The following is a 23,725-nucleotide window of genomic DNA, read 5'->3' on the forward strand; positions in this document are numbered from 1 at the left end:
TTTAGAGGCCGGTCATTCTTCGGCGATGCGCCCTCCGTGAGCATAAACGTCGAACTCATCACCTCGCACTAACGCAACAAGTGTCAGGTTCGATTCCAGAGCCGTCCGAATAGCAAGTGCTGTCGGAGCGGAGATCGCCGCCAGAACCGGTGCGCCGAACATGACTGCCTTCTGGACCATTTCGACCGATACGCGACTAGTGATCGCAACAATCCCGCTTCCCGGCGAGGAACCGATGCGAGAAACGGCGCCGACGAGCTTATCCAATGCATTGTGACGTCCAACATCTTCGCGTACAGCTATGAGCCCCTCGCCCGGAACATAGAAACCCGCAGCATGAACCGCGTGGGTTTGGGCATTCAGCTGTTGTCCTTCCGTAAGCAACGAGACAGCCATCGAAATATCGCGAGAAGCAAATCTTCGGCTGTTCTCACTGAGCGGACCTAGCGACCGCAGAGCGTGTTCGATGGAATCAATGCCGCAGAGACCACAACCGACCGGGCCGGCCATAAATCTGCGTCGTGCAGCAAGTCTCTGCTCGGGGCGCTCGGACAGTCTAATCTGAACGTCGATGCCTTTTTCGAAGGCCACCACCTCAATCGCTTCTATCTCCGAAACATGATCAACGATGTTCTCGGTGAGAGTGAAACCGATCGCGAAGTCCTCAAGATTATCAGGAGTAGCCATCATCACAGCTTGCGTTGAGCCGTTATAGCTTAAAGCCACCGGTACTTCTTCGGGAACTATCCGCTCGCCTTCCTGGAAGCTCGACATACGGTGTGCGAAGCGCGTAGCACTTTGACTTGTCTTGTGGATTGTCATCTTACCTGCTCACCTGCCATCGCATCCGTCCTCCCAACACTTTCATGTGGCACGAAAACAACTTTTATGTAAGGTGCCACCACAAGCCATCGCAATTTGGATGGCAAGTGAGGAAAAGATGGATATTCGCCAGATAGACAACAATTATTCGGTTTCGGGTCAAATCGAACCCGACGATGTGCGCGACATTGCTGCAGAAGGATTTCGCACGGTTATCTGCAATCGGCCCGATGGCGAAGGTGGCCCCGAGCAACCCGAGTTCAACGAGATTGCACGTGTGGCAGAAAGAGCCGGGCTTGCAACCTATTACATTCCGGTCGTTGGCGGACAATTGACGCAAGAAGATGTAGACGCGATGGCAGCAGCGCTTGACGAAGCCGAGGGTCCTGTCCTTAGTTATTGCCGATCAGGTGCCCGCTCTACGAATATTTACGGGATCGTGCAGCAGCAAAAGCGCGGATAAAGAACGAACGCAAGCTATGTGGGCGGTGAAGCCGCAAAGGCATTTCGACAGTCTTTGCAAACATGGCGATCACCGTCCCGACAATCGGGTGCGGCCCGAATGGACACCGCGTGATGTATGGGCGCAATATTGGCGATAATAGCTCATACCGGTACGCGTGACAGTCGCAACCACGCCGCCAAGAACGAGAAGCCAGCCAATAGCCTGCGGCCAGTTGAAGCTTTCGATCCCACCACTCAGTGCGACAATAAAGATACCCGCCCAGAGCAGAGCCGCGGTACGGCGCCAGAATACCGGGTTGAGCTCATCAAAGACGGCCTTCCACAGCGAGTGAACAAGGCAGGCAAAGAAAAGGGCAGCGGCCAGACCGATATTGAGCAACTCGACCGGAAGCCATTGTTGCGAAGTAAGCATCGTTTCCATCATCCACTTAACCAAGATGCGTATCGAGGGAATCCATTAGAGGATTTGTCTTTACGATCGCAAGTACTGTTACTGTTCGTCCTATTCAGCTTTCGCTTTGTGGCCGCAACGTGTTACAAGCATGGAAAGCTCCATCAGATAAATTCACTTATTATTGCGATCACGCGAAATATCGTGTTGAAAACGCTAGGTTATTTGTAGTGTTCTGCCGTACCCGATGCGGTGCAACCCCTTCCACTGATTGAGAAAATTGCGGTTCCACCCTCAGGAAATATCGCTGCAATATTTCATTCACAATCGCATCAGATAACAGCTTTGTAACAATTCGGCACAGCAAAGAGGGTCCAGAAACACCGAGACCCTACAGTTATTCACAAGCCTGCAGTTGATTAGGTGGCTTTTACTTGCCCGCCACCCTTTTTGCTGGGGAACCGAGAAGACGGGTCTATCGACGCTGGTGCATTGGCCGGTCGTCCGAAAAGGAACCCCTGAACCTGTTCGCAGCCCTCTTCGATCACCATACGGTGTTGGTCAAAGGTTTCTATACCCTCGGCCACCACAGGCAGATCGAGGCTTCGGCCTAGCCCAACAATGGCTCGTACAATGGCCCTTGCACTGACATCGGTTTCCATACTGGTGATGAAGCTGCGGTCGATCTTGATCTTATCGAATGGAAAGCTTTGAAGATTACTGAGTGAGGAATAACCGGTACCAAAATCGTCCATAACGATGCGAACACCCAACTTTTTCATGCGACGCAACAGTTCAAGTGTCGTTAGCCGATCCTTCATCAAGACGGATTCTGTTACCTCCAACTCTAACCTTGCGGGATCAAGACCGGTCTCTGCAAGAACCGAACTGACCGTGTCCGGGAGGTTAACCAGCCGAAATTGTACCGGCGAGAGGTTTACCGCTATATTCAGGTTTTTTTCCCATCCGGCAGCAGTGCGACAAGCTTCGCGCAGAATCCACTCGCCCAAAGCTACGATTGCTCCCGTTTCCTCGGCGATTGGAATGAAGACTTCCGGCGGTATCTGCCCGCGTTCCGGATGGTTCCAACGAACCAGCGCCTCATAACCCGTGCAACTTCCATCGGCAGTCGCAAACAAGGGTTGATAAGCAATACTGATCTGGTCGCGCACCATCGCATGACGAAGATCCGCCTCCATCTGGCGGCGTTCTCTTATTTCACGGTCCATTTCAGATGAATAGAATGCAACCGTACCTCGTCCTTCCGTCTTCGCCCGATAAAGAGCAATGTCTGCCGCATGACGAATTGCTTCGGCGTCTTTGCCGTCATTCGGATATATGGCCACGCCAATGCTGACACCGACAGCGGTTGGATCGAGCGCTGTATTCAGTTCTGACCGGAACGTGTCTAGAATCTTCTCGGACAGTTTCCGCGCACCCTTTGGCTGTGGCACCCCCACTTGCAGAATAATAAACTCGTCGCCACCGATACGTGCAGCCGTATCTATACCGTTGATGGAGCGTTTCAGAATACTGGAAACCGTTTTCAATACGCGATCACCTTCGGCATGGCCGAAAATATCGTTCACAGCCTTGAAGCGGTCCAGATCGAGCGCCAGTACAGCAAAAGGTTCACGGTTGCGGCGCGCTACAGCATTCGAAAGACGTTCCTCGAAAAACATGCGATTGGGCAAATCGGTAAGTGCGTCATGCCTTGCCATATGTTCGATTTGGCGCTGGGCCGTTCGTTTTTCAGTAAGATCACGGACGGCCAGCACCTCACAGGGACGCCCCTGATACTCGATCGTGTGAACTGCTAGTTCAAAAATACGTTCATCATTTGGAAACCGCGGGGCAGCTTCAATTGCCTCCAAACGAGGCGCACAGACGGGAAGACCATCGGCCGCCAACAATAGAGTATCCGGTGCAACACCGACAAGCGCCTTTTCGCCTCTCCGCATAAGTTCAGAAAACCGAGCATTCATTTCAACGATTCCGCCGTCACGGATAACAGCCAGCCCGTCCAATGTAGCGTTCACAAATCCCTTTAGGTCCGTCATATAACGGTCCACGAATACGGCAACAATCGTCATCAACGCTACGATACAAACTACAGCGGCGATAGCCCCGATCAACCAGATACGGCCGATACCGAGCGGATCGGCTACAGGGAGGCTTGGGTTCGGAACCAGTTCAGTGGACGCGACCGCTGTGAAATGAAGTGTACAGACAGCCAGTATACCTCCCACGGTCGGAAGTAGAATACGCGGCCAGCCAGAAGCATTCATCACCAACCAGAAAGCCGCCAGTAGAAACAGAATTGACACTATGCTGCCCACCACGATTGGCGGGAGATCATAGTGGACATCGGCTGCCGCTTTGATTGCGCTCATACCCGTGAAATGCATCGCTGCAATTGACAGCGTCGCTGAAACGGCGGTGATCAAAGTGTATTTGAACGCCGGTCCTTTGAGAAGGCGCAAACTCAACCAAAAGCCAAGAACAGCGATCACTGCGGAAAGAACTGTGATTGTGAAGTCAAACTCGATCGCAACTGTACCGCTATAGGCAAGCATGGCCACGAAATGGGTTGCCCAAACACCCAGCCCACCTGCAAAAGCGCTTATTACCAGCCAGTTATCGCGACGATTCTCAGTGCACTCCCGGGCACGAGCGAACAACAGAAAAAAAGCAAACATGCTAGCGAATGAAATGGATGCAGCCAGGACTACAAAAGACTGATCGTGCTGGTCCGTAACGCATTCCAGGACTTTAAACATGCCGCCCCCTGCATCTTTCTGGATTGCAATTCCAATACCAGTTCAACCGCAAGCATCATCCAGATTGCGCTTTGTTTCCTTCCAAGAATACCAATAACTATTTAAGTATTTCTGAATTATAGAATACGAGGTTCGCACCTGCTGATGCTACGACAGCCTGTTAAGTACGCTTGCCAAAACGCTTCCCGACACGGGCAAGCAATATCACCGGCAAAATTCCAACCACCACGATGGCAAGTGCTGCTATGGATGCCTCTTCATAAGTGCCACGCGCAGCTTCACCATAGAGATGCGTTGCAAAAGTTTCGATATTGAGTGGACGCAGCAAAAGTGTTGCCGGTAGCTCTTTCACACAGTCAACGAATACGAGCAGGCCTGCCGCCACGATAGCTGTTCTGGATAGAGGCAGATGAACTGCATAAAATGTCTGCGTCACACCACGTCCCAACGTGCGTGATGCATAATCCAGAGACAACGGAATGCGCGCCAGCCCGGAATCAATACCGCCTGCCGAAATGGCGAGAAATCGGACGACATAGGCATAGATCACCGCTGCACCTGTTCCTATCAGCACCAGTCCTGCGGAGAACCCGAATATATGCGATGTGAACTGATTGAAGAGCCGATCAAAGCCTCCCGCGACCACCAGAATCCCTATGGCGATCACGGTTCCAGGCGCAGCATAACCCATCGTCGAAAAGCGATAAGACCAGCGTGAAACCGCACTTGGGAAAAGCCGAACCGCATACGCCACAAGCATTCCACAAATCAACACCAAAACCGTCGCAATTGAAGCCAGGAAAATTGTATTGAAAGCTTCATCGACCAGCCTCGGGGATATACCGGCAAATCGAATCCGCTTTATGGCCTCCACGACTAGATAGATAGCCGGTAGGACGAATCCTATGACGACAGGCAGTGAGCAGAGACAAAACAACCAGGCCGCCTGCCCTCGCTTAACCTTCAACGGTTCAAAACCGCGTGAATGACGAATATTGGAAGCAAAGCGCTGCTTACGCCGAGCCCAGCGTTCGATTGAAACGAGAGTAACCACCAGAAGCAGGAGAGCGAGCGCCAATTGGGCCGCGCCTGGCAAATCAGAACGCGTTATCCAGGTTGTGTAAATCGATACAGTCAATGTGCGAACACCCAAAAACTCGGCAGCTCCCACATCATTCAGCGTTTCCATCAGCGCCAGGCTAACCCCGACCGCTACAGCAGGCCGTGCAAGTGGCAATGCAACCCGCCAGAAAATACCCTTGCGGCTTACTCCCAGAGTTCGTGCCGCCTCAATAAGGCTTGCGGATTGGGTGAGAAACATGGCCCGTGTAGGAATATAGACATAGGGGTACAGAACGAAGCCCAGAAGAACGATGCAACCGGTCATCGAACGGATATCAGGCAATCGAAACTGACGCGGGCTTTCGTATCCTAGGATGAAGCGTACCGCGCCTTGTACCGGACCGATAGGATGCAGGATATCGAGATAGGCATAAGCAACTATGTAGGTCGGGACAGCCAGCGGCAGCAAAAGCGCCCATTCGAGTATACCCCGCCCGCGAAAATCATAAGCTGTCACCAGCCATGCCGTCGATGTTCCAATAACAGCGGCGATAATGCCGACACCTACGAGCAGAACTACCGTTTCGAGAAAAGCCGTTGGCAAATTGGTGGTTAGTAGATGCCCCCAAAGCCCTGCCGAGCCCTGAATAGCTTCCATGGCGAGGGCGAGAACCGGCAGCAGAACCAGAATTGCAACCAATGCTGAGAGCCATAGCCAGTTGCGCCCTGCCCTTGCAGGTTGCAAAACTTGTTTCCGCATGGCTGCTAAGGCTTCCATTGGTCTCTCTATAGTGCAACGCCGGCACATAAATTGTGCCGGCGTTGGTCTGCTTGTTTCACTCGGCTTTTAATTATCAAAACCGACTTTGTCGACCAGTTCGCTTGCCTGCTTGCGATAGCTGACAATTTCAGACAGCGGAACGCTGTCGATCTTCAGCTCACCAAACGATTCCACAATTGGATCGAGCGGCGCACCCGACTTTACCGGATACTCGAAATTGGCCTTGGCGTAGATCTGCTGGGCCTCATCAGACACTAGGTATTCAAGCAGCTTGACTGCCGCATCCTTGTTTGGTGCATTCTTTGCAATGGCTGCACCACTAATGTTCACCTGAGTTCCGCCATCCTTGAAGGTAGGCAGCAAGACCTTGATGCCTTCCCCCCATGCCTTTTGCTCATCACCGCCCTTACCCGAACGCATCAGACCGACATAATAAGAATTCGCGACTGCGATATCGCAGATACCGCCGACGATATCCTTGGCTCCATCACGATCCCCACCAGCGGCCTTGCGTGCGAGGTTGTCCTTGAGGCCCTTGAGCCATTCTTCGGTCTTTTCCACACCATAATGCGCGATATAGTCCGCGAAGAGAGCAGTATTGTAAGGATGCTGCCCTGCACGAATGCACACTTTACCCTTCCACTTCGGATCGGAGAGGTCTTCATAACCAATCTTGTCAAGGTCGAGGTCCTTGGCTGCATAGACAACACGGGCACGCATCGACAGCGCGAACCAATTGTCCTTCGCATCGCGAAGCTGCTCCGGTACAGCATCTTTCAGCACCTTGGAATCGACAGACTGGGTAAGCCCCTTGTCTACGAGATCGACCAAGTTACCGGCATCCACAGTCATAAGAATATCAGCAGGCGAATTCGCACCTTCAGAAGCCACGCGCTCTGCCAGACCGTCCTTCAGAAATACCGTATTGACTGTAATTCCCGTGGACGATTTGAAAGCATCGAGCAAGGGCTGAATGAGGCCCGGCTCGCGTGTCGTGTAAATGTTCACTTCATCTGCGTGGGCAGCTCCTGCGAGCAGCGTTGCTGCAGCGAAAGCTAAACCAGAACGCGCAAATTTGGACATTTTACCTCCAGATGAACCTGTTTCATTTTAAATTATGAGCTAAGTAATCAACTTATACGACGAGGCCAACTGACGGTCAATTGCCCCAATGCTTTAACAGCGTATATTTTTGGTCACTTGGGGAAAATGAGCGCTTTGTCCCAGTGCGGGCACAGAACGATATCGGTAGCTGCTGACGGAAGCCGCAGTTCCGTACGCACGCGCAAACGAGGAACTGCGCCGGTCACCTGTACGACCAGTTCCTCGACTTCACCGAGAAAAGTACGGGATTCAATACGACCGCGCAACGAAGCTTCGCGGGTCTCGCCGTTGGTCAGGATCGTAAAATCGCGCGGACGCAAATAAACAAGCGCTTCAGTATTTGGTTCAAGTTTTTCAGCCGTGGAAAGCAACCCGAAGGGAGTGGCCAATTTATCGCCTTCGACTTTTCCCGGTATCATATTGCAGTCACAGAAAAAATCCGCCGCATAGCGGTTCACCGGCTGGTCATGCAGTTCGCATGCGCGGCCACTCTGAACTATTTCGCCGGAGCGCATCAGCACCACTCGATCCCCAGTCGACAATGCTTCTTCAGCCTCGTGGGTTACGATAATCGCCGTTGTGCCGAGTTCTCTCAACAAGGCGACCGTTTCGCGACGAACCCTGGCACGCAGACCTCTATCGAGATTGGAAAAAGGCTCGTCCATCAACAGCAGGTGCGGTTTCGGAGCGAGGGCACGGATAAGAGCAACACGTTGCTGCTCACCACCTGACAACATGTGCGGATAGCGACCGGCCATGTGTGACAGCGACACCAGTTCGAGGAGTTCCTTTGCCCGCCTGTTCGCTTCGTCGCGGGAAATTTTTCGCAAACCGAACAGGATATTTTCTTTGACCGTCAGATGCGGAAACAAAGCGTAATCCTGGAAGACGACACCTACGTTTCGCTTTTCCGGCTCAATAAAAACCGAAGGGCCGACAAATGTCTTACCTCCCAACGTGAGCGTTCCGCTGTCCGGGGCATCAATACCGGCAATAATGCGCAGCAACGAAGTCTTGCCACAGCCGGAATGGCCAACCAGGCAGATGATCTCGCCCGCATGAACATCGAGAGAGATGTCGTTGAGGGCGCGAACTGCGCCAAACTGGCGGCTGATATCAGACAAAGTTAGCGCCGGGCCGGATTTACCCGGAACCTGTTTTTCGTCGTGCGGGTTGCGTGCGTCCATGAGCCAGATCGCGTTTCTAGATTGCAGTTCATGCGGATATAGAGACACATTCTCCGGAAAGCTACCAAAACAGGATCGAATATCTCAGGAATATCATAATTAAGCATATCTTGATTGGGTTATCTGGTTGATTGCGGACAAAAAGCGGGTCATGTTCGCCGTGCTTCCACATACTCAAATCACCCAATTGCGTTGCAGGAGAATATCGGAATGGGGCCAGTCACGGATAAGGTGGCGACAGCCGAAAGCTTGCCGCGGGAAACTAAAATCGCCATTGTTGGCGGCGGCGTCGTCGGTGTTTCTACCGCTCTGTTCCTGGCCGAGCGTGGCATTCCTGTTACCCTTCTCGAGAAGGGAGAAATCGCAGGCGAACAATCGAGCCGTAACTGGGGCTGGTGTCGTCGTACAGGTCGTGACAGCCGCGAAATGCCACTCATTGTCGAAAGTATGCGACTTTGGGAAGACATGAACAAACGCACAGGACGTGAAACCGGCTTCCGCGTTACCGGAATTGCCTATACGGCTGAAAAAGAAGAGCAAATGGCTCTTTATGTCGAGTGGATCAAGATAGCCCGCGAACACGGTATCGCAACAGAACTTCTTAATGCCCAGCAGGCTACGGAACTTGCCCCAAGTGTCAATAGGCACCTCGCGGGCGGCATGATTACTCCCTTAGACGGCCGCGCGGAACCGCAGAAAGCCGTTCCGGCATTTGCTGCGAAAGCACAAGAAAATGGTGCTGTGATTATACAAAACTGTGCTGTGCGCGGTATCGAAACCACGAATGGTCGGGTCACCGCCGTCATCACCGAAAAAGGTCGCTTGCCATGCGAAGCGGTGGTTGTCGCGGGTGGTGCCTGGTCCAGACTTATCGTCTCTGCCTTTGATGTACATCTGCCGCAATTGAAAGTTCGCTCGTCCGTGTTCCGTACAGCGCCGATTGATGCCGGGGTAGAGTCCGCAATTGCATTTTCAGATTTTGCGCTACGCAAAAGGTTGGACGGCGGCTATACGGTCGCGAGCCTCGGTGGCTCCATCGCTGATATCGTACCTGACAGCTTTCGGTTCTTCCGCGATTTTTTACCCTCGCTTTCTACAGAATGGCGGTCGTTGCGATTCCGGTTTGGCGAACGCTTCTTTGAAGAAGCATTCCAATGGAAGCTTCGTCCTGCTGATCAAATCTCTATCTTCGAGAAAATCCGCACGCTCGATCCCGCTCCACATAAGGCTGCCAATGCACAGGTACTTGCAAAGCTGAAACAAGCTATCCCGTCTTTCTCGTCCGCAACTATAGCGCAGGAATGGGCCGGGCTCATCGATACGATGCCGGATGTCATCCCGGTTATTTCACCCGTTCCACACGTCGAAGGGTTGATCGTTGCTACGGGTTTTTCAGGGCATGGATTCGGGATTGGCCCAGGTGCCGGTAAGCTTGTTGCAGACATGGTTACGAATGAAACGCCGATCGTTGATCCTTCGGCGTTTCATATATCGCGTTTTTCAGATGGTTCCAAAATTCGCATTGAGAACTGGGGGTAAACAGCTAAAGCAGTTCGAGTTAGAACTAAATCACCGGAACCATTCTGGGGTTATTTGATCACTCCACAGGCGAAGCGAGCTCCGCCGCCGCCGAGCGGCTTGGGGTTATCGGAATAGTTGTCGCCGCCAACATGGATCATCAGCGCATGGTTCTTGACCTCATTGAGTGACTTGAGATGCGGCGCGATAACGCTTTCGGTTGCACCCCCCCGCTCATTAACTTTCAATACTGGCAAATCACCCAGATGGCCGTTACCGTAAGGCCCCATATGATGTCCCGTATGGCCAGGATCATAATGTCCTCCTGCGGCGAGAGCCGGAACAGGCTTTCCGTCTTGCTGACCAGGTGCACAGCTTGCATTTTCATGAACATGAAAACCATGATCTCCAGTCGGTAACCCCTTCAAATGCGGTGTGAATTTTAAACCACCATCGGTCTTGGAAATCTGGATTGTACCAAGCTCCTGCCCCTGTCCCGTCGGCAAGGCTTTATACATTTTGACATCCAATCCATTCGCAAATGCGGGCGCAGCCATGAGGCTGACAATTATCACTGTAAATAAGGGGCGCATCGTTTTTCCCAACTAAAACTAGATGTGCGACAAACGGCAAATATGCCGCAGCGAAATATGTTCAAAATTATACATCAACTCTCCGTGGGCTGGCGGCAACCCCGCCGCCCACGGATGCAACTACATTATACAGCTACGAACTGTGCCATCATACCCACATCTTCGTGTTCAAGCACATGGCAATGAAACATAAAAGGATGATTGCGTGCCGCTTCCCGATCGAAGTGCAGGAGCAATTCGGCTGTACCATCGATCAATGCGGTGTCCTTCCAGCCGGCTTGGTGAGCAGGCGGAGCTTTTCCGTTCAGCGAAAGGATGCGAAATGACGCGCCATGGATATGGAATGGATGCGGCATCTCTTTCGTTTTGAGTTCCCAAATTTCCCAGGTACCAAGTTTAACTTCGACATCAATGCGACCCATATCAAACGGCTTACCTGCAATCGCCATTTCCACGCCAGAGGTCAAAGCTTCAACCGCGAGTCCTGTGTCGGCGGAACTTCTGGCGCCATGCATATCATGATCCATGGCGCCGGATTGCATCGAACTCATACCCACGTTGCCCATGTTATGACCGGCATGAGGGCTGGCTGACGGCTTCGCCATCATCAGCTTCATATTTTCTGCCATACGTTCGTCGAAGAAAAATGAACGGCGCTTTACAGAAAGTTTTTCATCCGGTGCATCAGGACCATCGAGATTATCTGGAAATTTCGTGATCTTCCCTTGCAAGGCGCTGTCTACAACAAACCGCATCAAGTGAAGATCGTCGCCGCCACTGTCGTCACCGTAGGTCAACAAGTCAGCCGCCTCGCCTTTGGAGAAATCAACAAGAACTTCATAACGTTCCCCGGGGCTGATCGTCAGCCTTTCAACCAGGTCAGGCTTTCCAATAAATCCGCCATCCGATGCCACAACGAACAAAGGCTGATTATCACTCAAACGAACATGAAAATTTCGCGCATTAGCACCATTCAGGATACGCAGACGAATGATGGAGGCCGGGACACGTGCTTCCGGTGAAACGACACCATTCACAATAAGCTTGCCGCCGCGGAAGCCGTGCATCAAATCCATGATATCGGGCTGGTAAACCTGGTCGCCCTCAATTACCCGGCGATCCTGAAGTACCAGTGGAATATCGTCCACACCGTAATCTTCAGGCAGTCCTCTTTCAGCATCCTTGCCGTCAGTCACAACCATGAGACCGGCAATACCCATATGTGCCTGGCGGGCGGTGTTTCCATGCAAATGCGGATGGAACCAGTTAAACGAAGCAGGCTGCTCAACTTTGACTTTCGGCTTCCACTCCTTACCCGCCGCAATCACATTATGGGGTCCTCCGTCTAGTATGGATGGCACAAAAAGCCCATGCCAATGAAGCGTAGTCTCTTCATCCATGCCATTTTCGACGGAAAGAGTGACCGTTTCCCCGTTCTTCAATCGCACCAGCGGACCAAGATAAGCACCATTGATACCAGCCGATGCCGCTTCGCTTCCTTCTTCAAAGCTGTGTCGGCCCGTCTGTACTTTCAGTTTAACGATACCTGACGTATCGGGTTCGACCAATGGCGGCACAGGCAAAGGCTGACCGGCTCGAGCGGTTGATGAGGCAGTTGCACCATGGCCCATTTGCTGATGTGCATCCTGGGCCAGGCTGTCAAAAGGGCGAATGGCCGTAACAAAGGCGGCCCCTGCTCCAAGGGCCAGCAGGCGGCGGCGTGTAATTCCAGACATGGTAAGTCTCCAGACAATAATCATAATAGCCGCCAAAACTTGCGGCGATTTCTAGATCAGGTCTGAAGCGATATTGGAGGTCGCAAATCACCAGCGGGAGACTTTCCGCTTAGCGCCGCCACAAGTGGGGGTAAGCCAAATTCCTGTGCGGGAACAAAGGAATGCAAATCCGTGTCAATTTGGAACAAACAGCCACACGTCATCATGATACAAGCATTTGGTGTTTTGACGCCGTGATCCATCGGCGCAGTTTTACCTATATCCGACGACACCTCAGCACTGCCCCTGTGATGTGGCGGATTTGCATCAAAATCAGAAAGCACCTGCACAGAGGGCGCATCATGTGCCATTGCATAACAGAGCTGCACCGAAACAAGAAACAAAAGCGATAACGCCGTCATGAGCACACGGGACGGCAAACGCAAGACCGCATGGCTTCGCGCTGTATTCCTCAAGCCGACATCGTACTGTACTCGATACATCTTCGCTTCCAAACGGACGACACCTGAAATCTAATCATCCGCTATGGCAAATAAAAGACCAACCGAAGCGCTGACGAAAATTTTACCCATTTTCACTTTTCTTTCCAAAACTGCCTATTCGAAATCACAAAATTACTCAAAAGCCCTTTTCCGCTTGCGATTCCATATTCAGCGGTTTTAAAGGTGCCACATCTTGGGCTCCTCCCCCAATTTTGACGGCCCGCAAAATATTGGATCTGAAACAATGACTGTCGCTGTAGCGGTTGCTCCGCAGAAAAATTCCGCACGCCGTGTTCTGGCCGCGAGCATGATCGGCACCACGATCGAGTTCTTTGACTTCTATATTTATGCGACCGCTGCGGTGATCGTATTCCCCCATCTGTTCTTCCCAGCGAGCGACGGCAACTCCGCGCTTCTGCAGTCTCTCGCGACCTTTGCGATCGCCTTCTTCGCACGTCCAATCGGCGGCGCTCTTTTCGGTCATTTTGGCGATAAGGTCGGACGTAAGGCGACGCTGGTTGCAGCACTCATGACGATGGGGATTTCCACAGTCGCCATCGGTTTCCTGCCAACCTATGATTCGATCGGCGTATGGGCAGCCCTTTTGCTCGCCCTCTGCCGTCTGGGGCAAGGGCTCGGTCTTGGTGGCGAATGGGGCGGTGCAGTGCTGCTTGCAACTGAAAATGCACCAGAAGGCAAGCGTACCTGGTATGGAATGTTCCCGCAGCTTGGCGCTCCGGTCGGCTTCATTCTGGCAACAGGCATATTCCTCGTTCTGGCTGAAGTTCTCACTGAAGAACAATTTTTTGCTTTTGGCTGGCGTATTCCTTTCATTGCCAGTGCTCTTCTGGTCGGTGTTGGCCTTTTCATTCGCCTGAAAATTGCTGAAACGCCAGAATTCCAGAAGGCAATCGATAAGGCTGAGCGCGTTGAGGTTCCGGTCGCAACCCTGTTCAAGCGGCACAAGATGAGCCTGTTCCTCGGCACCATCGGCGCTATCGCAACCTTTGTCCTGTTCTATCTGATGACGGTATTCTCGCTCGGCTGGGGCACGCGAGCACTTGGTTACAGCCGAGAGGAATTCCTTATCCTTCAGATGGTCGGCGTAATCTTCTTCGGGCTCATGATTCCAGTGGCAGCGCTGCTTTCCGACCGCTTTGGCATGCGTCCAGTCATGATTATCGTTACCGTCCTGATCGGCCTCTACGGCTTCATCATGGCGCCGTTGTTCATGGCTGGTACGGCTGGTGTTCTCACATTCCTCATTATTGGCTTCGGCTTGATGGGCTTGACCTACGGTCCGATTGGCGCTGCTCTGGCAGAGCCATTCCCAACCTCGGTCCGCTATACCGGCGCTTCGCTAACATTCAATCTGGCGGGCATTCTCGGCGCATCGGTTGCGCCTTACATCGCAACCTGGCTCGCAACGCATTATAGCTTCGACTATGTCGGCTATTACATGTCTGTTGCCGCGATCATCTCGCTGATCGGCTTTGCATTCATTTCGTTCAAGCGAGACGAATAAAAACAATGCGCTGAATCAAAAAAAGCCCGCGTAGACTATTCCACGCGGGCTTTCTTTTAGAGAGCCTGAGCCTCTTATTCAGTGTCAGCAGCTTCCAGCGCGATAGCCACCGACTGGATGATTGATGCAAAACGCACCGCAGTATGGATTGTTTCCGACGGTACATTTGCTTTGCGCAGGACATCCTCATGCGCATCAATGCACATGCCACAGCCGTTGATCGCAGATACAGCCAGCGACCAGAGTTCGAAATCGACCTTATCGACACCCGGATTACCGATCACATTCATACGCAGCTTCGCTGGCATGGTGCGGTAATCCTTGTTGGTTGCAAGATGCATGAAGCGGTAATAGACATTGTTCATGCCCATGATCGACGCAGCCGACTTTGCCGCCTGAATGACGGAAGCATCGACCTTGGCAGCTGCTTCGGCAACAAGCGCCTTGCGCACATCGGCATTTCGAGAGGCAATGCCGCAGGCGACAAACAGACCGTATTTCTGTTGCGATGTCAGAGTTTCGTCGCTTGCCATAGACGAAAGATTGAGACGAACGTCCTTGGCGAAATCCGGGATTTTTGACTTCAGATCATCAATGGACATGGAACCCTCTTTATCTGTCATTTGGATATTAGATAAAAGAAAGGCGGGCCTCGACCCGCCTTTCTGCAACAAATCAGGACCTATCAGGCAGCCTTGAGCGTCTCGCCACCGACTTCGCGATTGCATGGGCAGAGCTCATCGGTCTGCAGTGCATCGAGAACGCGCAGCGTATCCTTCGGAGCGCGACCAACGTTGAGGTTGGTTGCATAAACGTGCTGGATCGTGTTGTCTGGATCGACAACGAAAGTGTAGCGATATGCCACGCCATCCGGTGAACGCACACCGAGGCCATCGACCAGCGAACCGTTAGTGTCGGCAAACGACCAGATCGGCAGCTTGTCGAGGTCTTTGTGATCGCGACGCCATGCAAGCTTCACGAATTCATTGTCGGTCGAACCGCCGAGAACGACTGCGTCCCGGTCTTCGAAATCCGATGCAAGGCGCGCAAATTCTGCGATTTCGGTCGGACAGACGAAGGTGAAATCCTTCGGGTAAAAGAAGATAACCTTCCACTTGCCCGTGAAGCTCGCTTCGGTAATGTCTTCAAATGCCGAAACGCCGTTTTCTTCATGATGGTTAAAACCGGGCTTTACGCCGGTTACCTTGAAGGAGGGGAGCTTGTCGCCAATACCGAGCATCTTATACCTACCTGTAAATCCCATTGTTATGCGGAAATTTCTGAACTTTCAGAACTTTCTGTCTACGAGTCATATATAGGGCTTCTTGTTAAATCGGTCAAAGCGATTATAACGATCAAATCCATCGATTTTAACGATGGCACAGACATAGAAGATTCAATGCTCAATATCAGCGTCCGCCAGCTCCATTACTTCATGGCCCTTGTCAAAGCTGGCTCTTTTTCGCGAGCTGCTGAAGCCGTAGGCGTGACCCAATCGACATTGAGTGCGGCTATTCAGGCGCTTGAGATTGAACTTGACGTAACACTGATCGATCGATCGAGCCGAAGAATGCAGCTTTTGCCTGCAGGCGAAGATTTTCTGGTACGTGCTCGCAATATTGTCGCCCTCATTGAGGAACTACCTGAACATGCACGGCAGGCCGAGCGCCCGCTTACCACCAGACTACGGTTAGGCGTTATCCCGTCAATCGCGCCTTTTTTGCTACCTAAAGTTCTGCCTGCGACTGTTAAAGCCTTTCCCGAGCTGCAATTGACCATTCGCGAAGGCCTTACGCGCTCGCTGCTCGACAGCTTGCGTTCCGGGTCGCTGGATGTCGCACTCGTTGCCCACCCCTATGAACTCGATGAATTCGCGGCAGCAGAGATTGCTCGGGATATCTTCTATCTGGCGGTGCGACGCGATCATGCATTGGCCAATCGCGACCGGGTTGATGCAGATGATTTGCAGGGCCAGCCATTTCTTCTGCTGGAAACTGGGCATTGCCTTCGTGAACACGTCCTGGCTGCTATAGGATCCACCCCAGCGCAAGCAAGCGGTGATGTTCACGCCACATCCATCATGACATTGGTGCAATTCGTCGATTTCGGAATGGGAGTTACACTGCTGCCCGAAGTGGCTGTCAAGGCTGGGGTCACACGTGGAACGGAACTGAGCATCGTTCGCTATGAGGGCAAAAACAATTACCGGTCGCTGGTTCTGGCTTGGCGATCCAACGCCGCTCGCCGCAACGAATTTCAGCTCTTCGCTGACCACCTTCGCAACATGTGTATGAAAACTGACTAAAAAACTCCCCAGGCCCGAAAACGTCCACGCCCGGTGATTTCTCTCAGATTGAGTTCGGAAATCAGCTTCAAAGCCCCTTGCTGCGTAACCTGCAGCTCCTTCTCCACCATCTGGCTGGAAATAACGGGGCTGCGTAGAACCATCTCCATCAGTTGCGGCAATCGCGAATTGGACCGGCGTCCTTTGAGCTTACGCTGCATCTGCTCGCGCGCCAGAAGCAACCGGTCATGCTCCTTCACGGCCATATCGGCTGCATCCTCTATGCTTTCAAAAAACGCCCTGAGACGGATAAGCCGGTTAGGCGAACGCCGTTCATCCGGTCGTTTTGCGCGAAGACCGAGGCTGATTACCGGTAAATGGCCCGTTGCAAGGCCGCTTTGTCGGAGGAAGGCTGCCGTCAGCAGCCGTCCAATCCACGATGATCGCTGCACAACTTCCAGAAAGAACCAGGCATCATGGATCAACGCCGCTCGCATAAGCGGCGGCAAATGTCTCGTGGTCGCAAAACAATCCCGCCATTCCTGCAAGCGCGCGTCCTCATCCCAGTCATTATCATAAAGCAGCGCATCGCGTGCGGTAGTGTTCAATTTGGCCTTGTCAGGAACTGCACCTTTCAAAAGTGCGTCGGTCCGCGCAAGCAAGCCATCAATATCGTTGAGCAATGGATCAACATCATCATCTATTGCCCTGGACGGTTCAATCTCTGTCAATGACGTTGTATCGACTGCACGTCCGAGCAGTCGCTGAATACCGGTCGGACCAAGCGCCCAATCTGGAGATCTTCCGGCAATCTGTCGGCGCATACGTAATACTGCATGGGCGATGGTCAGAGCATGGCTTGGCATCCGGCTGTCCATCAAAGCGTCGTGCAGTACCAAGTCTTCCATATGCACAAGTTCGCCTTCAAGCCACATCGAAGCGATTGCATCATGCATGTGCATGCGCTCGACCATACCTCCACGAATGGGCGAGCGTGAAAGCCGCTCGTCCAGCCGCACCAGAGCCGCCGTAGCCTTGCTCACGGGTACGAAAAATTCTTCGAAAGGCAAATCATCAATCTTGTAAGCCATACTCCGCATATCGCAATCGATTGCGGAAAAAGGCAAACAAAATTACCGCCTTATCCGAGAACTTCCGCAACTTTGACAGTGCGACCTTCCCTGACCGAACGAAGTGCCGCCTCAGCCAAAGCCAAAGCTTGCAATCCATCTTCTGCTGAAGGATGCGGTGCTTTGCCGGTATCCAGCGCATCGATAAACGAGTTGATTTCCGCCGCATAAGCAGCCGTATAGCGCGTCATGAAAAAATCGTGCAATGGCGGGCGGTTATAGCCGTCTTTAGATGCTATTTCTATTGAGACTGGGCGTTGGTTTTCCGCCGAAACAGCACCAAGAGATCCGTGGACTTCGATACGCTGATCATAACCGTAGGAAGCGCGTCGCGAATTTGAAATAACGCATTGACGGCCTGAAGGGGTCGTCAGGATGACGCTTGCACTATCGAAATCGCCGAGTTCTTCGATCTTTGGATCGACAAGCACTGCAGCCGAGGCCGATACACTCTCGATTTCCTCACCAAGAAGGAACCGCGCCATATCAAAATCATGGATCGTCATGTCGCGGAAAATACCGCCAGATACTTTGATATATTCAGCGGGCGGCGCACCCGGATCGCGGCTGGTGATCGTCACCATTTCAACATTGCCGATGCGTCCATCTTCGATGGCCTTGTGGACTGCCGCAAAATGCGGATCGAAACGGCGATTGAAACCCAACATCACCTTCGCGCCGGTATCACGAATGACAGCGAGACAAGCTCGAACACGTGCAATATCGAGATCAATAGGCTTTTCACAGAAAGCGGCCTTACCGGCCCGCGAAAACCGTTCAATAAGATCAGCGTGCGTATTGGTCGGTGTGCATATCAGCACTGCATCTATATCGTCTGATTTCTCGATTTCGTCGACGGTTCGAACGTCTGCACCGACAGAATCGGCAATTGCTCTCGCCGCCGCCTCATTCGCATCTGCGACGGCGACCAGTTTGGCACGCTTGTCCGCTGCGATTGCGCCTGCATGAACCTTGCCGATACGGCCCGCTCCGAGCAGTGCCAGACGTGTCACCATTGCCTCATCCTCCCAGAAAACAGCCCTCTTCGGACATCGAAGATATGCTATAGAATATTTATTCTATTTTGCTAGAATGTGACATAAAGATTGTCAAGAGATCATATTGAAAGGCCAAGGATGGGTTCCCCTACACCGTCATCGATCAGTGTCCCGGCGAATATCAAGGAATTCGAAACAAAACTGCTAGAGGTTTCCGACCGTTTACCGAAGAGACTGAAACAGTGCGCCGATTTCGTTGCTGCCAACCAAGACCGTATCGCTGTGTCGACCGTGGCTGAGATGGCTGAAGGTGCAGGTGTGCAGAGTTCCGCCTTCATGCGCTTCTGCCAGATCATGGGTTTCTCTGGCTTTTCGGAAATGCAGAAGCTGTTCCGGGATTCCTATGCCGGCGGCTGGCCTGACTATTCAACCAGATTGCAGCATTTGCGCGAGACCGCAACGGGCAGCGCTCCTGCCCTCCTCGCCGAATTTGCCGAAGCAGGGCGCACTTCCCTTGAAGGTTTGCTCAAAACCATTGATCCGGAAGCACTCGAAAAGGCTGTTCAGCTTTTGGCCGAAGCGCAGACAATCCACATTGTCGGCATCCGTCGTGCTTTTCCAGTCGCAAGCTATCTGGCTTATGCGCTGGAGAAGATGCAAGTGCCCGCTATGCTGCACAGCGCTGTCGGCAAACTGGAGAACCTGCATGCTATTCGCGAAGGTGATGTACTTCTGGCGATTACCTTCTCTCCCTATTCGCCAGAAACGATCGCAATGGCCGAAACAGTCGCCGCGCGTGGCATCGACGTCGTCGGCATCACCGACACATTTGTCAGCCCGATGAGCAAATCCGCCAAACAGACATTGCTCGTTTCAGAGGTAGATTTCGGTGCGTTCCGTTCACTCTCCGCAACCCTTTGCCTCGCCATAGCACTTGCTGTCGCTGTAGGGACAGTGCGCCAAAGCGACTAACCCTTCCGTGCATATTCCATTTTTCAGTTGAAATAGAATAATAAATCCATTTTAATCAAAAATGGAATAACTGCTATGTGCGCATGAATCATGCACAGCCTTGCAGCAATAAGAAAGTAGCGAGGGAGGATTGTAGTGAAGCGGCTGGACTTGATCACGATTGGCCGATCTTCGGTTGACCTGTATGGCGCGCAGGTTGGCGGCCTTCTGGAAGATATGGCCTCCTTCAACAAATATGTGGGCGGCTCTCCCACCAATATCGCAACCGGGACTGCACGGTTGGGTCTCAAATCGGCGTTGATCACGCGTGTCGGCGACGAGCATATGGGGCGTTTCCTGCTGCGCGAGCTCGAACGCGAAGGCGTGGATACACGTGGCATAGTCACAGATCCGGAACGCCTGACCGCCCTCGTCATTCTCGGTATTCGCGACCAGCAACATTTTCCACTGATATTCTATCGCGAAAACTGTGCCGACATGGCTTTGTGCGAAGACGATATCGATCCGGCTTTCATCGCCGAAGCTGGCTGTGTTCTGGCTACAGGCACACATCTGTCTCATCCAAAGACGGAAGCCGCTGTCTTGAAAGCACTCCGTCTTGCCCGTGAAAAAGGAAGCCGGACAGCGCTCGATATAGACTATCGCCCCAATCTCTGGGGGCTTTCGGGCCACGGTGATGGTGAAAACCGTTTCATCGAATCTGCAGCCGTCACGACCAAACTGCAATCGACACTCCACTTGTTCGATCTTGTTGTTGGAACAGAGGAAGAGTTTCATATCGCTGGTGGCTCAACTGATACGCTTCAGGCTCTGAAAGCCGTGCGCGCAGTAACGAGTGCTGCGCTGGTCTGTAAACGTGGCCCCATGGGAGCAGTGGTTTTCGAAGGCCCAATTCCTGATAGTCTCGACGAAGGGCAGAGCGGCGAAGGGTTCCCGATTGACGTTTTCAACGTGCTCGGTGCAGGCGACGGGTTCATGTCTGGACTTTTGCGAGGCTGGCTGAAGGGTGAAGACTGGCCTACCAGCCTCAAATTTGCCAATGCCTGTGGAGCTTTTGCAGTCTCGCGGCATGGATGCACGCCAGCCTATCCGAGTTGGGAAGAGCTTCAGTATTTTTTCCGTACCGGCATTCGCAACAAGGCTATGCGCAAGGACACCGCTCTGGAGCAGATCCATTGGTCTACCAATCGCAACGGTCACTGGCCACATATGCGCGTTTTCGCCTTTGACCACCGCGTCCAGTTGGAAGAAATGGCCGCTGAGGCGGGCGTTTCGACCGACAAGATCGGTGAATTCAAGCAGCTTTGCCTGAATGCAGCCTTGCAAGTGGCGAACGGCGCTGAAGGTTACGGCATATTGTGTGATGGTCGACTGGGCCGCGATGCTCTTTACCGGGCTGCTGGCACGGGCTTGTGGATCGGGCGTCCGACCGAATGGCCCGGTTCGCGTCCGCTCAAGCTGGAACCGGAACTCGGACCAGACTGCGGTGGACTGGTCGAGTGGCCTGTAGAGAATGTCGTGAAGTTGCTATGCTTCTACCACCCAGATGATACAGCCGAGTTCAAGGCAGAACAGGAAGAAACTGTTTCACGTCTTTTCGCAGCAGCCCGACGTAACAGGCTGGAATTCCTATTTGAAATCATCCCGTCCAAAGCTGGACCAGTCGATGACAATACGACAGCACGTGTGATTGAGCGGTTTTATGAGATCGGCGTCTATCCCGACTGGTGGAAGCTCGAGCCCATGAAAACCAGGGCGGCATGGGCCAATGCCTGTAATGCGATCATACGCAATGATGCACACACACGCGGCATCGTTGTTCTAGGGCTGGACGCACCTGCCGAAGAACTGAAAGCCAGTCTTGCAATTGCTGCCGAATTCGACCTCGTCAAAGGCTTTGCAGTGGGACGTACGATCTTTGGTGACGCGGCACGCAAATGGCTGAACGGCCTGATTAGCGACGAAGAAGCAGTCGCCGACATGGTGACGCGCTATCGTGGCCTTTGCAATGTCTGGGATGGCGTGCGTACATTTTGAATTCGTTCTGCCGGGAGGAAGCTGGAGGAGCTATGAAAACCGTTCGATTGACCGCCGCGCAGGCATTGGTGCGCTACCTCACCAATCAGATGACGCCGGATGGTGAGACTTTTATCGCAGGCGTTTGGGCTATATTCGGCCACGGGAATGTGGCCGGACTTGGCGAGGCTCTTCATGGCATTCGTGAAGAGCTACCTACATGGCGCGGCCATAATGAACAGACCATGGCCCATGCAGCCATTGCTTATACCAAACAACTTGGTCGCAAGCGCACTTGCGCCGTCACCTCCTCCATCGGCCCCGGCGCAACAAATATGGTCACGGCAGCAGCCCTTGCCCATGTAAACCGTCTACCCATCCTTCTCATTCCCGGCGATGTCTTTGCCAATCGTGGACCTGATCCCGTCTTACAGCAGATCGAAGACTTCAATGACGGCACTATGACCGTGAATGACTGTTTTCGTCCAGTCAGCCGCTATTTCGACAGAATCAGCCGGCCTGAACAGCTTCTCACCGCCCTGCCTCGCGCCTTCCGCACCATGACCGATCCTGCTGATTGCGGACCGGTAACGCTGGCCTTTTGCCAGGACGTGCAAACTGAGGCCTATGACTGGCCTGAAGAGTTCTTTGAACAAAAAGTCTGGCACTGGCGCCGCCCGCCGCCGGATGAGAATGAACTGAATACCGCAGTGGCAGCAATCAGGGCAGCACTTAAGCCCGTTATCGTTGCTGGTGGCGGAGTGCATTACTCCGGTGCTCACGGAGCCTTGCGCAATTTTGCAGAAACACATGGCGTTCCGATCATCGAAACACAGGCCGGTAAATCAGCTCTGCCGTGGGATCACCCACTCAATTTCGGCCCGGTTGGCGTAACTGGGGCAGACAGCGCCAATGCCATCGCGGCGGAAGCCGATCTGGTGATCGGTGTTGGCACGCGCTTTCAGGATTTCACGACCGGATCATGGGCGCTGTTCAAACACCCTGGACGCAAGCTTCTCTCGCTAAACGTCCAACCCTACGATGGCTCAAAGCACGGTTCGCTTCCATTGGTTGCCGATGCAAAGATTGCTCTTGAAGCGCTCTCGAAAGCGATTGGCGGCTATAAACGCCAACCCGCGGACACGACGTTGAAAGAGAAATGGTTTGCGGCAGCAGACCGATTTACCGCTGCCCCCGGCGATGGCAATACCTTGCCGACTGATATGCAGGTAATCGGCGCAGTGCAGCGTCAGGCACGAGAGAACACCGTTGTCATGTGCGCTGCAGGAACGATGCCGGGAGAGTTACACCAACTCTGGAAGGCCGATCGTCCCATGTCCTATCACATGGAATATGGCTTTTCGTGCATGGGGTATGAAATCGCCGGTGGCCTTGGCATCAAGATGGCCGAACCGGATCGAGATGTCATCGTGATGGTCGGCGACGGTTCCTACATGATGGCCAATTCCGAACTCGCCACTGCTGTCATGATGGGGCAGAAAATTACAGTTGTTGTTACTGACAATCGCGGTTTCGGCTGCATCAACCGGCTTCAGATGGCGACCGGCGGCGCCGAGTTCAACAACCTGCTCGACCATGCCACCCATGTGAATCCATCGAAGATCAATTTCGCTGCCCACGCCGGAGCGATGGGCGCGGATACGAAGAAAGCAGGATCGATCCGTGAGCTGGAAGAAGCACTGGCGGAAGCCCGCAACAGCCCACGCACCACTGTCGTCATTATCGACACCGATCCTTACCCTACCCCTGAAACTGGCGGTTGGTGGTGGGATGTCGCTGTGCCGGAAGTCTCGGAGCGCGAACAGGTGCGTGCCGCACGTAAAGATTATGACGCTAAGCTCAAAGAAAGAAACTGACC

20 protein-coding genes are annotated in these 23,725 nt (G+C 53.0%); 7 read left to right on the forward strand and 13 right to left on the reverse strand.

What is annotated here, in order from left to right; genetic code table 11:
* Positions 1-12: 12 nt before the first annotated feature.
* Positions 13-822: a formate dehydrogenase accessory sulfurtransferase FdhD gene (fdhD, locus tag JNC70_RS01115; protein WP_104754841.1), complete on the reverse strand. Its 810-nt coding sequence runs from the start codon at positions 820-822 to the stop codon at positions 13-15.
* 118 nt (positions 823-940) lie between these two features.
* Here fdhD and JNC70_RS01120 point away from each other — a divergent pair, with 118 nt between their 5' ends.
* Positions 941-1,285, forward strand: coding sequence for a protein tyrosine phosphatase family protein (locus JNC70_RS01120; RefSeq protein WP_104754840.1), 345 nt, complete (start codon positions 941-943; stop codon positions 1,283-1,285).
* A gap of 69 nt (positions 1,286-1,354) precedes the next feature.
* Here JNC70_RS01120 and JNC70_RS01125 read toward each other — a convergent pair whose 3' ends face one another.
* From JNC70_RS01125 to JNC70_RS01145, 5 genes are all read right to left on the reverse strand, one after another.
* Entirely contained in the window at positions 1,355-1,699 is a 345-nt protein-coding gene (locus JNC70_RS01125) for a hypothetical protein (protein ID WP_010659008.1), read from the reverse strand.
* Positions 1,700-2,097: 398 nt separating this feature from the next.
* A complete protein-coding gene (locus JNC70_RS01130) occupies positions 2,098-4,458 on the reverse strand; it encodes a bifunctional diguanylate cyclase/phosphodiesterase (protein ID WP_104754839.1) in 2,361 nt (786 codons plus the stop codon).
* A gap of 160 nt (positions 4,459-4,618) precedes the next feature.
* Positions 4,619-6,298, reverse strand: a complete 1,680-nt coding sequence (locus JNC70_RS01135) for an ABC transporter permease (protein WP_104754838.1) — start codon at positions 6,296-6,298, stop codon at positions 4,619-4,621.
* 69 nt (positions 6,299-6,367) lie between these two features.
* The gene (locus tag JNC70_RS01140; RefSeq protein ID WP_104754837.1) at positions 6,368-7,384 is read right to left on the reverse strand and encodes a Fe(3+) ABC transporter substrate-binding protein; all 1,017 of its coding nucleotides are present in this window, start codon (positions 7,382-7,384) and stop codon (positions 6,368-6,370) included.
* A gap of 113 nt (positions 7,385-7,497) precedes the next feature.
* Positions 7,498-8,592 (reverse strand): ABC transporter ATP-binding protein, encoded by a 1,095-nt coding sequence (locus tag JNC70_RS01145; RefSeq protein WP_104754836.1) that lies wholly within the window; start codon positions 8,590-8,592, stop codon positions 7,498-7,500.
* A 210-nt stretch (positions 8,593-8,802) separates the two neighbouring features.
* Here JNC70_RS01145 and JNC70_RS01150 point away from each other — a divergent pair, with 210 nt between their 5' ends.
* Entirely contained in the window at positions 8,803-10,131 is a 1,329-nt protein-coding gene (locus JNC70_RS01150; protein WP_104754835.1) for an NAD(P)/FAD-dependent oxidoreductase, read from the forward strand.
* A gap of 50 nt (positions 10,132-10,181) precedes the next feature.
* Here JNC70_RS01150 and sodC read toward each other — a convergent pair whose 3' ends face one another.
* The 3 genes from sodC to JNC70_RS01165 form a co-directional block, all read right to left on the reverse strand.
* Entirely contained in the window at positions 10,182-10,703 is a 522-nt protein-coding gene (gene sodC, locus JNC70_RS01155) for a superoxide dismutase family protein (protein ID WP_104754834.1), read from the reverse strand.
* A gap of 125 nt (positions 10,704-10,828) precedes the next feature.
* Positions 10,829-12,439, reverse strand: a complete 1,611-nt coding sequence (cueO, locus tag JNC70_RS01160) for a multicopper oxidase CueO (protein ID WP_104754833.1) — start codon at positions 12,437-12,439, stop codon at positions 10,829-10,831.
* Positions 12,440-12,495: 56 nt separating this feature from the next.
* Positions 12,496-12,921 (reverse strand): hypothetical protein, encoded by a 426-nt coding sequence (locus JNC70_RS01165; protein WP_104754832.1) that lies wholly within the window; start codon positions 12,919-12,921, stop codon positions 12,496-12,498.
* Between the two features lie 244 nt (positions 12,922-13,165).
* Between JNC70_RS01165 and JNC70_RS01170 the strand changes: the two genes are divergently transcribed.
* Complete coding sequence (locus JNC70_RS01170; protein WP_104754831.1) at positions 13,166-14,446, forward strand: MFS transporter; 1,281 nt, start codon at positions 13,166-13,168, stop codon at positions 14,444-14,446.
* 74 nt (positions 14,447-14,520) lie between these two features.
* Here the strand turns inward: JNC70_RS01170 and ahpD are convergent, their stop codons facing one another.
* Together ahpD and JNC70_RS01180 are read right to left on the reverse strand one after the other, a co-directional pair.
* On the reverse strand, positions 14,521-15,048 hold the full coding sequence (ahpD, locus tag JNC70_RS01175) for an alkylhydroperoxidase, AhpD family (protein WP_104754830.1): 528 nt from the start codon (positions 15,046-15,048) through the stop codon (positions 14,521-14,523).
* Between the two features lie 83 nt (positions 15,049-15,131).
* Positions 15,132-15,686 (reverse strand): peroxiredoxin, encoded by a 555-nt coding sequence (locus tag JNC70_RS01180; protein WP_104754829.1) that lies wholly within the window; start codon positions 15,684-15,686, stop codon positions 15,132-15,134.
* Positions 15,687-15,845: 159 nt separating this feature from the next.
* Between JNC70_RS01180 and JNC70_RS01185 the strand changes: the two genes are divergently transcribed.
* Positions 15,846-16,751 (forward strand): hydrogen peroxide-inducible genes activator, encoded by a 906-nt coding sequence (locus tag JNC70_RS01185; protein WP_104754828.1) that lies wholly within the window; start codon positions 15,846-15,848, stop codon positions 16,749-16,751.
* Here the strand turns inward: JNC70_RS01185 and JNC70_RS01190 are convergent.
* A complete protein-coding gene (locus JNC70_RS01190; protein ID WP_104754827.1) occupies positions 16,748-17,821 on the reverse strand; it encodes an RHE_PE00001 family protein in 1,074 nt (357 codons plus the stop codon). The genes JNC70_RS01185 and JNC70_RS01190 overlap by 4 nt on opposite strands.
* A 50-nt stretch (positions 17,822-17,871) precedes the next feature.
* Complete coding sequence (iolG, locus tag JNC70_RS01195; protein ID WP_104754826.1) at positions 17,872-18,876, reverse strand: inositol 2-dehydrogenase; 1,005 nt, start codon at positions 18,874-18,876, stop codon at positions 17,872-17,874.
* A gap of 120 nt (positions 18,877-18,996) precedes the next feature.
* Here iolG and JNC70_RS01200 point away from each other — a divergent pair, with 120 nt between their 5' ends.
* The 3 genes from JNC70_RS01200 (at position 18,997) to iolD (ending at position 23,723) form a co-directional block, all read left to right on the forward strand.
* Complete coding sequence (locus JNC70_RS01200; RefSeq protein WP_104754825.1) at positions 18,997-19,830, forward strand: MurR/RpiR family transcriptional regulator; 834 nt, start codon at positions 18,997-18,999, stop codon at positions 19,828-19,830.
* A 135-nt stretch (positions 19,831-19,965) separates the two neighbouring features.
* Entirely contained in the window at positions 19,966-21,867 is a 1,902-nt protein-coding gene (locus JNC70_RS01205; RefSeq protein ID WP_104754824.1) for a bifunctional 5-dehydro-2-deoxygluconokinase/5-dehydro-2-deoxyphosphogluconate aldolase, read from the forward strand.
* Between the two features lie 32 nt (positions 21,868-21,899).
* Positions 21,900-23,723: a 3D-(3,5/4)-trihydroxycyclohexane-1,2-dione acylhydrolase (decyclizing) gene (iolD, locus tag JNC70_RS01210; RefSeq protein WP_104754823.1), complete on the forward strand. Its 1,824-nt coding sequence runs from the start codon at positions 21,900-21,902 to the stop codon at positions 23,721-23,723.
* The last annotated feature ends 2 nt before the right edge of the window (positions 23,724-23,725 follow it).

Source organism: Brucella oryzae, assembly GCF_041929965.1.
Taxonomy (GTDB): domain Bacteria; phylum Pseudomonadota; class Alphaproteobacteria; order Rhizobiales; family Rhizobiaceae; genus Brucella; species Brucella oryzae.

Coding starts and splice junctions, on each gene's coding strand:
- fdhD (WP_104754841.1), bottom strand. CDS start 822: ATGACAATCCACAAGACAAGTCAAAGTGCTACGCGCTTCGCACACCGT.
- JNC70_RS01120 (WP_104754840.1), top strand. CDS start 941: ATGGATATTCGCCAGATAGACAACAATTATTCGGTTTCGGGTCAAATC.
- JNC70_RS01125 (WP_010659008.1), bottom strand. CDS start 1,699: ATGCTTACTTCGCAACAATGGCTTCCGGTCGAGTTGCTCAATATCGGT.
- JNC70_RS01130 (WP_104754839.1), bottom strand. CDS start 4,458: ATGTTTAAAGTCCTGGAATGCGTTACGGACCAGCACGATCAGTCTTTT.
- JNC70_RS01135 (WP_104754838.1), bottom strand. CDS start 6,298: ATGGAAGCCTTAGCAGCCATGCGGAAACAAGTTTTGCAACCTGCAAGG.
- JNC70_RS01140 (WP_104754837.1), bottom strand. CDS start 7,384: ATGTCCAAATTTGCGCGTTCTGGTTTAGCTTTCGCTGCAGCAACGCTG.
- JNC70_RS01145 (WP_104754836.1), bottom strand. CDS start 8,592: ATGGACGCACGCAACCCGCACGACGAAAAACAGGTTCCGGGTAAATCC.
- JNC70_RS01150 (WP_104754835.1), top strand. CDS start 8,803: ATGGGGCCAGTCACGGATAAGGTGGCGACAGCCGAAAGCTTGCCGCGG.
- sodC (WP_104754834.1), bottom strand. CDS start 10,703: ATGCGCCCCTTATTTACAGTGATAATTGTCAGCCTCATGGCTGCGCCC.
- cueO (WP_104754833.1), bottom strand. CDS start 12,439: ATGTCTGGAATTACACGCCGCCGCCTGCTGGCCCTTGGAGCAGGGGCC.
- JNC70_RS01165 (WP_104754832.1), bottom strand. CDS start 12,921: ATGTATCGAGTACAGTACGATGTCGGCTTGAGGAATACAGCGCGAAGC.
- JNC70_RS01170 (WP_104754831.1), top strand. CDS start 13,166: ATGACTGTCGCTGTAGCGGTTGCTCCGCAGAAAAATTCCGCACGCCGT.
- ahpD (WP_104754830.1), bottom strand. CDS start 15,048: ATGTCCATTGATGATCTGAAGTCAAAAATCCCGGATTTCGCCAAGGAC.
- JNC70_RS01180 (WP_104754829.1), bottom strand. CDS start 15,686: ATGCTCGGTATTGGCGACAAGCTCCCCTCCTTCAAGGTAACCGGCGTA.
- JNC70_RS01185 (WP_104754828.1), top strand. CDS start 15,846: ATGCTCAATATCAGCGTCCGCCAGCTCCATTACTTCATGGCCCTTGTC.
- JNC70_RS01190 (WP_104754827.1), bottom strand. CDS start 17,821: ATGGCTTACAAGATTGATGATTTGCCTTTCGAAGAATTTTTCGTACCC.
- iolG (WP_104754826.1), bottom strand. CDS start 18,876: ATGGTGACACGTCTGGCACTGCTCGGAGCGGGCCGTATCGGCAAGGTT.
- JNC70_RS01200 (WP_104754825.1), top strand. CDS start 18,997: ATGGGTTCCCCTACACCGTCATCGATCAGTGTCCCGGCGAATATCAAG.
- iolD (WP_104754823.1), top strand. CDS start 21,900: ATGAAAACCGTTCGATTGACCGCCGCGCAGGCATTGGTGCGCTACCTC.